The following is a 6,647-nucleotide window of genomic DNA, read 5'->3' as shown; positions in this document are numbered from 1 at the left end:
GTTTCCAACCTTACCAGATCCGTTTTCCGTTCCGTTCCCGGTCGGAATTCATTTCCGGTGGCCGTTGGAGGGCCTTTTGCCCATCGGTTGCCTTGCGGCTTCCCTTTCGGCGGACCCGACTTTATCAGAGGTTCTGAGTCGGTTTTTCCGCCCCGTCCGGGATGCCCCTTGGCTCACAAGTGTGCCGGGTGCCCGTCTGGGCGGAGCCGTAAACGTACTGGAGCGGGGCGCCTCGATGCAAATCGAGGCGCCCCGCCCCTGGACGACGTCCGACGGACCGTCAGACGTCCACAACCACAGGGAGAATCATCGGGCGTCGGCGGTAGTTGTCCGAGACCCACTTGCCCAGCGTGCGGCGGATGAGCTGCTGCAGCTGGTGGGGCTCGACGACGCCGTCCTGAGCCGAACGCTCCAGGGATTCCCGGATCTTCGGGATGACGTCGTCGAAGGCCGAGTCCTCGATGCCGGATCCACGGGCATGGATGTGCGGGCCTCCGGTGACCTTGCCGGCGGTGGAGTCCACCACGACGAAGACCGAGATGATGCCCTCTTCGCCGAGGATGCGGCGATCCTTGAGCGAGGTCTCGGTGACATCGCCGACCGAGAGGCCGTCCACGTACACGTAACCGGCCTGGACCTTGCCGGAGATCTTCGCCTTGCCCTCGACGAGGTCGACGACGACGCCGTCCTCGGCGATGACGATGCGGTCGTGCGGGACGCCTGTGAGGGCGCCGAGCTCGGCGTTGGCGCGCAGATGGCGCCATTCACCATGCACCGGCATCAGGTTCTTGGGCCGGCAGATGTTGTAGAAGTACAGGAGCTCACCTGCCGAGGCATGGCCGGAAACGTGCACCTTGGCATTGCCCTTGTGGACGACGTTGGCGCCCCAACGGGTCAGCCCGTTGATGACGCGGTACACCGCGTTCTCGTTGCCCGGGATGAGCGACGACGCGAGGATCACCGTGTCGCCCTGGACGATGCGGATCTGGTGGTCGCGGTTGGCCATGCGGGAAAGGGCCGCCATCGGCTCGCCCTGGGAGCCCGTGCAGACCAGCACGACCTCTCCGTCCGGGAGGTCGTCGAGCGTCCTGACGTCGACGACGAGGCCCGGTGGGACCCGCAGATAGCCGAGGTCCCGGGCGATGCCCATGTTGCGGACCATCGAGCGGCCGACGAAGGCGACCCTGCGGCCGTACTCGTGGGCGGCGTCCAGGATCTGCTGGATGCGGTGGACGTGGCTGGCGAAGCTCGCGACGATGATGCGCTTGCGGGCTCCGGCGAAGACCTGGCGCAGGACGTTGGAGATGTCGCGCTCGTGCGGCGTGAAGCCCGGGACCTCGGCGTTTGTCGAGTCCGAGAGGAGAAGGTCGATGCCCTCCTCGCTCAGCCGCGCGAAGGCGTGCAGGTCCGTGAGGCGGTTGTCCAGCGGGAGCTGGTCCATCTTGAAGTCGCCCGTGTGGACGACCATGCCCGCGGGCGTGCGGATCGCGACGGCCAGCGCGTCCGGGATGGAGTGGTTGACCGCGACGAACTCGCAGTCGAAGGGTCCGATGCGCTCGCGGTTGCCCTCGGCGACCTCGAGCGTGTAGGGGCGGATGCGGTGCTCCTGGAGCTTGGCCTCGATCAGGGCGAGGGTCAGCTTGGAGCCGATCAGCGGGATGTCCGGCTTCTCGCGGAGCAGGAACGGCACGCCGCCGATGTGGTCCTCGTGGCCGTGCGTGAGGACGATGCCGTCGATGTCGTCGAGGCGGTCCCTGATGGACGTGAAGTCCGGGAGGATCAGGTCGATTCCGGGCTGCTCCTCCTCGGGGAAGAGCACTCCGCAGTCGACGATCAGCAGGCGGCCGCCGTACTCGAAGACGGTCATGTTCCGGCCGATCTCGCCGAGGCCGCCCAGCGGGGTGACGCGAAGGCCCCCTTCCGGCAGCTTCGGCGGGGTGCCGAGTTCAGGATGCGGATGACTCAAAAGACTCTCCTGCCCATGCGCGCGACGTGCCGATCGGGCACGTGGCGCGCATGACGTTCGTGCTGGTGCGTGTATGGATGGTGAGCAGGTCTCTGACCTGCGGTTCTGCGTATTCAGTTGTGAAGTCTGTGGTTAGAGCTCTACCCCGCCGGCCGCGAGATCGATCTTGAGCTGAGCGGTTTCCTCGGGCGACAGTTCGACGAGCGGCAGGCGCAGCGGCCCGGCGGGCAGACCTTGGAGCGCCAGCGCGGCCTTGGTCGTGATGACACCCTGCGTACGGAACATGCCGGTGAAGACCGGGAGCAGCTTCTGGTGGATCTCGGTGGCCTTCTGGACGTCGCCGTTCGTGTGGGCGTCGAGCATGGCGCGCAGATCGGGCGTGACGACGTGGCCGACGACCGAGACGAAGCCGATGGCGCCCACGGACAGCAGCGGCAGGTTGAGCATGTCGTCGCCGGAGTACCAGGCGAGGCCCGAGTGGGCGATGGCCCAGCTGGCTCGGCCGAGGTCTCCCTTGGCGTCCTTGTTGGCGACGATGCGCGGGTGCTCCGCCAGACGCACGATCGTCTCGGTGTTGATCGGCACGCCGCTGCGCCCGGGGATGTCGTAGAGCATCACGGGCAGCTCGGTGGCGTCGGCGATCGCGGTGAAGTGCCGGTAGAGGCCTTCCTGCGGCGGCTTGTTGTAGTACGGCGTGACCGTCAGCAGGCCGTGGGCGCCGGCCTTCTCGGCGGCGCGGGCCAGCTCGATGCTGTGGTGGGTGTCGTTCGTGCCGACGCCGGCCACGACGTGGGCTCGGTCGCCGACGGCCTCCAGCACCGCTCGTACCAGCTCGGTTTTCTCCGCATCGCTGGTGGTCGGGGACTCGCCGGTGGTGCCGTTGACGACCAGGCCGTCGTTGCCTGCGTCCACCAGGTGGGCGGCGAGCCGCTGCGCGCCGTCGAGGTCGAGTGCGCCGTCCGCCGTGAAGGGCGTGACCATGGCGGTGAGGACCCGCCCGAAGGGGGTCTGCGGAGTAGAGGTCAAAGCCATGGGTAACACGCTACTCGCTGCTCAGTGCGGGGTCCCCCCTCGGGGCATGCGACAAGTCGCGACATATGTGGAGCCCGGCACTGCCTGCTCGGGGGTTCAAGCAGTGCCGGGTCCGTTTGATCAGGCTAGATGAACTTCGCCAAATGCCGCAATACGGACATGTCGCTCGGCTGATGCGCACATCTGTACCGCCGTCCCCTGAGCAGCCAGGAGCCCCTGTGGCCGCTAGGGAGCCACGCGTCCGTTGGCATTGAAGGCCGCGTGCGTGAGCGGCATCAGCTCCGCCCACAGCTTCTCCATCTTCTCCCCCACCATCTCGATCTCCCGCTGCGGGAAGGACGGGACCTTCGCCAGCTCGTGCTGGGTACGCAGACCGAGGAAGTGCATCAGCGAGCGCGCATTGCACGTGGCGTACATCGACGAGAACAGGCCGACCGGGAGGACCGCGCGGGCCACCTCGCGCGCCACGCCCGCCGCGAGCATCTCCTGGTACGCCTCGTACGCCTCGCGGTACGAGTCCTCCATGACGCGGCCGACGAGCTCCTGCTGCGCCTGGGTGCCCTCGACGAACACGTACTTGCCGGGGCGGCCCTCCTGGACCAGCTTGCGGGACTCGTCGGGGACGTAGAAGACGGGCTGCAGCTCCCTGTACCGGCCGGATTCCTCGTTGTACGACCAGCCCACGCGGTGGCGCATGAACTCGCGGAAGACGAAGATCGGGGCGCTGATGAAGAACGTCATCGAGTTGTGCTCGAAGGGGCTGCCGTGCCGGTCCCGCATCAGGTAGTTGATCAGGCCCTTGGAGCGCTCCGGGTCCTTCTTCAGCTCGTCCAGGGACTGCTCCCCTGCGGTGGAGACGCGGGCGGCCCACAGCACGTCGGAGTCGCTCGCCGCGTGCTTCACCAGCTCGACGGTGACGTCGCTGCGGAAGCTGGGCTTGGGGTCGTCTGCGGGGGTGTCGGTCACGGCTCGGGGGGTCCTTCCATCACTTCTCTCGGGCGGCGCCCACTCTACGACCCGGCACTGACAGCCGACCCGTTCCGGGCGTGCCACGACATTCGGCGTCGAACGTCGGCGAATTCAGCAAAAAAGGGCACCATGGGAGATCGTCGAGCGTCTGTGTAGGTAGCAGCGTTCCGTTCGATTCATCCGAGGAGAAGCACCACCCATGTTCCGTCGGCGCGAGCCCGTCCCGTTCGCCTTCATCGCCGAAGCCGACAAGTTCCGCAGCAACGTCACTCCCCCTCCCCGTGAGCGCGCCAGCGCCGGCCAGATCGCCGGCCGGACGCTCATCGGGCTCACCGTGGTCGCCGGCCTCGTGGGCTCCCTGCTCTTCGGGGTCCCCGCGCTGTCCGCCGACCAGTCACCTGCGCATACGCAGCAGTCCGAGGCGTCCGACAGCCGCTGACGCTCCTGACTGCCCGAACGGCCTGGTACGTACCCTCTCGGGCCCCCAAGGGTGGTAGGCGGGGGCGCGGCTCGGTAGCCTCCTCGGGCACAGCCCGTGCGTGATCGAGTGAGGAACAGTCGTGCCCCTGCCCTTCCTGACCGCAGACCGCGCGTTCGACGAGGCAGCCGGAGATGTCGCGCTGCCCTTCGACGACCGCGACCGGTGGCGGCGCCCCTACCGGCCCGGGCCGTGGCGCGTGGGTGCCGCCGCGCTTCTGCTGCTGCTCGCGTCGTACGTCCTCGTCGCCGCCGTGATCATCACGTTCGCCGGCAAGCCTTCGGGCGGCGCCGCGTGTGGAGCTCTGGCCGCGCTTGTCATCGTGAGCGCGCTGCGGCTGCTGCGGGTGGGCGCCTGGGTGAGCGCGAAAGGGCTGCGCCACGTGCGCTTCTTCCTGACCCGGACGGTGCCCTGGGCGCAGGTGGCGGCCGCGCGGACGGTTCAGCAGCCGGTGCGCTGGCTGGGCCTGCCGCGGACCGTGCAGGGCCAGGCCCTCGTCCTCGTACGCAAGGACCGGCCGGGCGAGCAGGAGCCGCTGCTCACCACCCACGACGCCGATTTCCTGGCACGCATCGAGGCGTTCGACCGGGCGGCCGACTCCGTCGAGGCCTGGGCGTACGAGTACCAGCGCCGCTAAGCGCTCGGCGGGAAGTGTCGCCACAGCAGCGTCTTCGTCTGCGAGTGCGTCGTGGCTGGTCGCGCAGTTCCCCGCGCCCCTTCAGGGCGCACCCGAACCGCACCGCACTTCCCCGGACCTGCTCAGGCCACCGGAAGAAACCCCCTAGGGCTGGAGCTGTCCGCTGGTGTCGCCGGGTCTGGAGCCGTCTGCAGGCGGTCAGGCCCGGACCTGCTTGCCCTCGCGTAGGGCGATCGCCCGCTGCATCGCCTTGCGGGCGCGCGGGGTGTCGCGGGCGTCGTGGTAGGCGACCGCGAGGCGGAACCAGCAGCGCCAGTCGTCCGGTGAGTCCTCGGTCTCGGCCTTGCGCTTGAGGAACACGGCGTCGGCCGAGTCGCGGTCGATGCGGCCGCCTGGCGTACGGGCCAGCTCGTCCACGGGCAGCCCTCCCTCGGCGTCGAGCTCGGCTGCGAGCCGGTTGGCCCGCTGCACGAACTGCGTGTTCTTCCAGAGGAACCACAGGCCGATGACGGGCAGGATCAGTACCGCGACACCGAAGGTGACGGTGAGCGGGGTGCCTTGCTCTATCAGCAGCAGCCCACGGCTGCCGACCAGGACGAAGTAGACGACCAGGACTGCAGCCGTGACGACGTAAGTGATCTTTGCGCGCATCTCTTCAGCTCTAGCGTCGGATCGGCTCGTGCGTCAGCCGAGGTCCAGGAAGTTTTCCAGACCGAAGGTCAGGCCGGGAGTGGACACCACGCGGCGGACGCCCAGCAGGATGCCCGGCATGAAGCTGCTGTGGTGCAGCGAGTCGTGGCGGATGGTGAGCGTCTCGCCCTCGCCGCCCAGCAGCACCTCCTGGTGGGCGAGGAGGCCGCGCAGCCGGACCGCGTGCACGGGGACGCCGTCGACGTTCGCGCCGCGGGCGCCGTCGAGCGCGGTGACCGTGGCGTCGGGCTGCGGGGCGCTGCCCGCCTGCTCGCGGGCGGCGGCGATGAGCTGTGCGGTGCGCGTGGCGGTGCCGCTCGGGGCGTCGGCCTTGTTGGGGTGGTGCAGCTCGACGACCTCGACGGACTCGAACAGCGGCGCGGCGATCTGCGCGAACTTCATGGTCAGGACGGCGCCGATGGAGAAGTTCGGCGCGATCAGCACACCGGTCCCCGGCGACGCCTCCAGCCAGGTGTTCAGCTGCGCGAGGCGCTCGTCGGTCCAGCCCGTCGTACCGACGACGGCGTGGATGCCGTGGCGTACGCAGAAGTCGAGGTTGTCCATCACCGACGCGGGTGTGGTCAGCTCGACGGCGACCTGGGCGCCGGTCTCGGCCAGCGTCTCGAGCTTGTCGCCGCGGCCCAGGGCCCCGACCAGTTCCATGTCCTCGGCGGCCTCGACGGCCTTGACCGCCTCGGAGCCGATGCGCCCCTTGGCGCCGAGTACCGCCACGCGCAGTTTGCTCATCCCTTGTTCCTTACGTTCCGACGGGAGTGGGGAGACCGCCCGTACGGCGATCAGGCGATCAGGGGACCGCCACCACGGCGGTCCCGGGCCGTCGCACACCGCGCGGCCCGGAAACCGCCCTCAGAGCG

7 protein-coding genes are annotated in these 6,647 nt (G+C 68.8%); 2 read left to right on the top strand and 5 right to left on the bottom strand.

Annotated elements, in window-relative coordinates; genetic code table 11:
* Nucleotides 1-280: 280 nt before the first annotated feature.
* From H1D24_RS03715 to thyX, 3 genes are all read right to left on the bottom strand, one after another.
* Nucleotides 281-1,966, bottom strand: a complete 1,686-nt coding sequence (locus H1D24_RS03715; RefSeq protein WP_181655850.1) for a ribonuclease J — start codon at nucleotides 1,964-1,966, stop codon at nucleotides 281-283.
* Between the two features lie 132 nt (nucleotides 1,967-2,098).
* Nucleotides 2,099-2,998: a 4-hydroxy-tetrahydrodipicolinate synthase gene (dapA, locus tag H1D24_RS03710; protein WP_181655849.1), complete on the bottom strand. Its 900-nt coding sequence runs from the start codon at nucleotides 2,996-2,998 to the stop codon at nucleotides 2,099-2,101.
* 225 nt (nucleotides 2,999-3,223) lie between these two features.
* Entirely contained in the window at nucleotides 3,224-3,964 is a 741-nt protein-coding gene (thyX, locus tag H1D24_RS03705; RefSeq protein ID WP_181655848.1) for an FAD-dependent thymidylate synthase, read from the bottom strand.
* Nucleotides 3,965-4,166: 202 nt separating this feature from the next.
* On the opposite strand from thyX, the gene H1D24_RS03700 reads away from it, so the two are divergent.
* Complete coding sequence (locus H1D24_RS03700) at nucleotides 4,167-4,406, top strand: hypothetical protein (protein ID WP_181655847.1); 240 nt, start codon at nucleotides 4,167-4,169, stop codon at nucleotides 4,404-4,406.
* Between the two features lie 121 nt (nucleotides 4,407-4,527).
* Nucleotides 4,528-5,082, top strand: coding sequence for an SCO5741 family PH domain-containing membrane protein (locus H1D24_RS03695; RefSeq protein ID WP_181655846.1), 555 nt, complete (start codon nucleotides 4,528-4,530; stop codon nucleotides 5,080-5,082).
* 198 nt (nucleotides 5,083-5,280) lie between these two features.
* On the opposite strand, the gene H1D24_RS03690 is transcribed toward H1D24_RS03695, so the two are convergent.
* A complete protein-coding gene (locus H1D24_RS03690; RefSeq protein ID WP_181655845.1) occupies nucleotides 5,281-5,733 on the bottom strand; it encodes a tetratricopeptide repeat protein in 453 nt (150 codons plus the stop codon).
* Nucleotides 5,734-5,766: 33 nt separating this feature from the next.
* Entirely contained in the window at nucleotides 5,767-6,519 is a 753-nt protein-coding gene (dapB, locus tag H1D24_RS03685) for a 4-hydroxy-tetrahydrodipicolinate reductase (RefSeq protein WP_181655844.1), read from the bottom strand.
* Nucleotides 6,520-6,647: the final 128 nt, after the last annotated feature.

Source organism: Streptomyces himalayensis subsp. himalayensis (assembly GCF_013778455.1).
Classification (GTDB): domain Bacteria; phylum Actinomycetota; class Actinomycetes; order Streptomycetales; family Streptomycetaceae; genus Streptomyces; species Streptomyces himalayensis.
The sequence above is the reverse complement of the archived record's forward strand: the minus strand, read 5'-3'. Positions and strand labels throughout refer to the sequence as shown.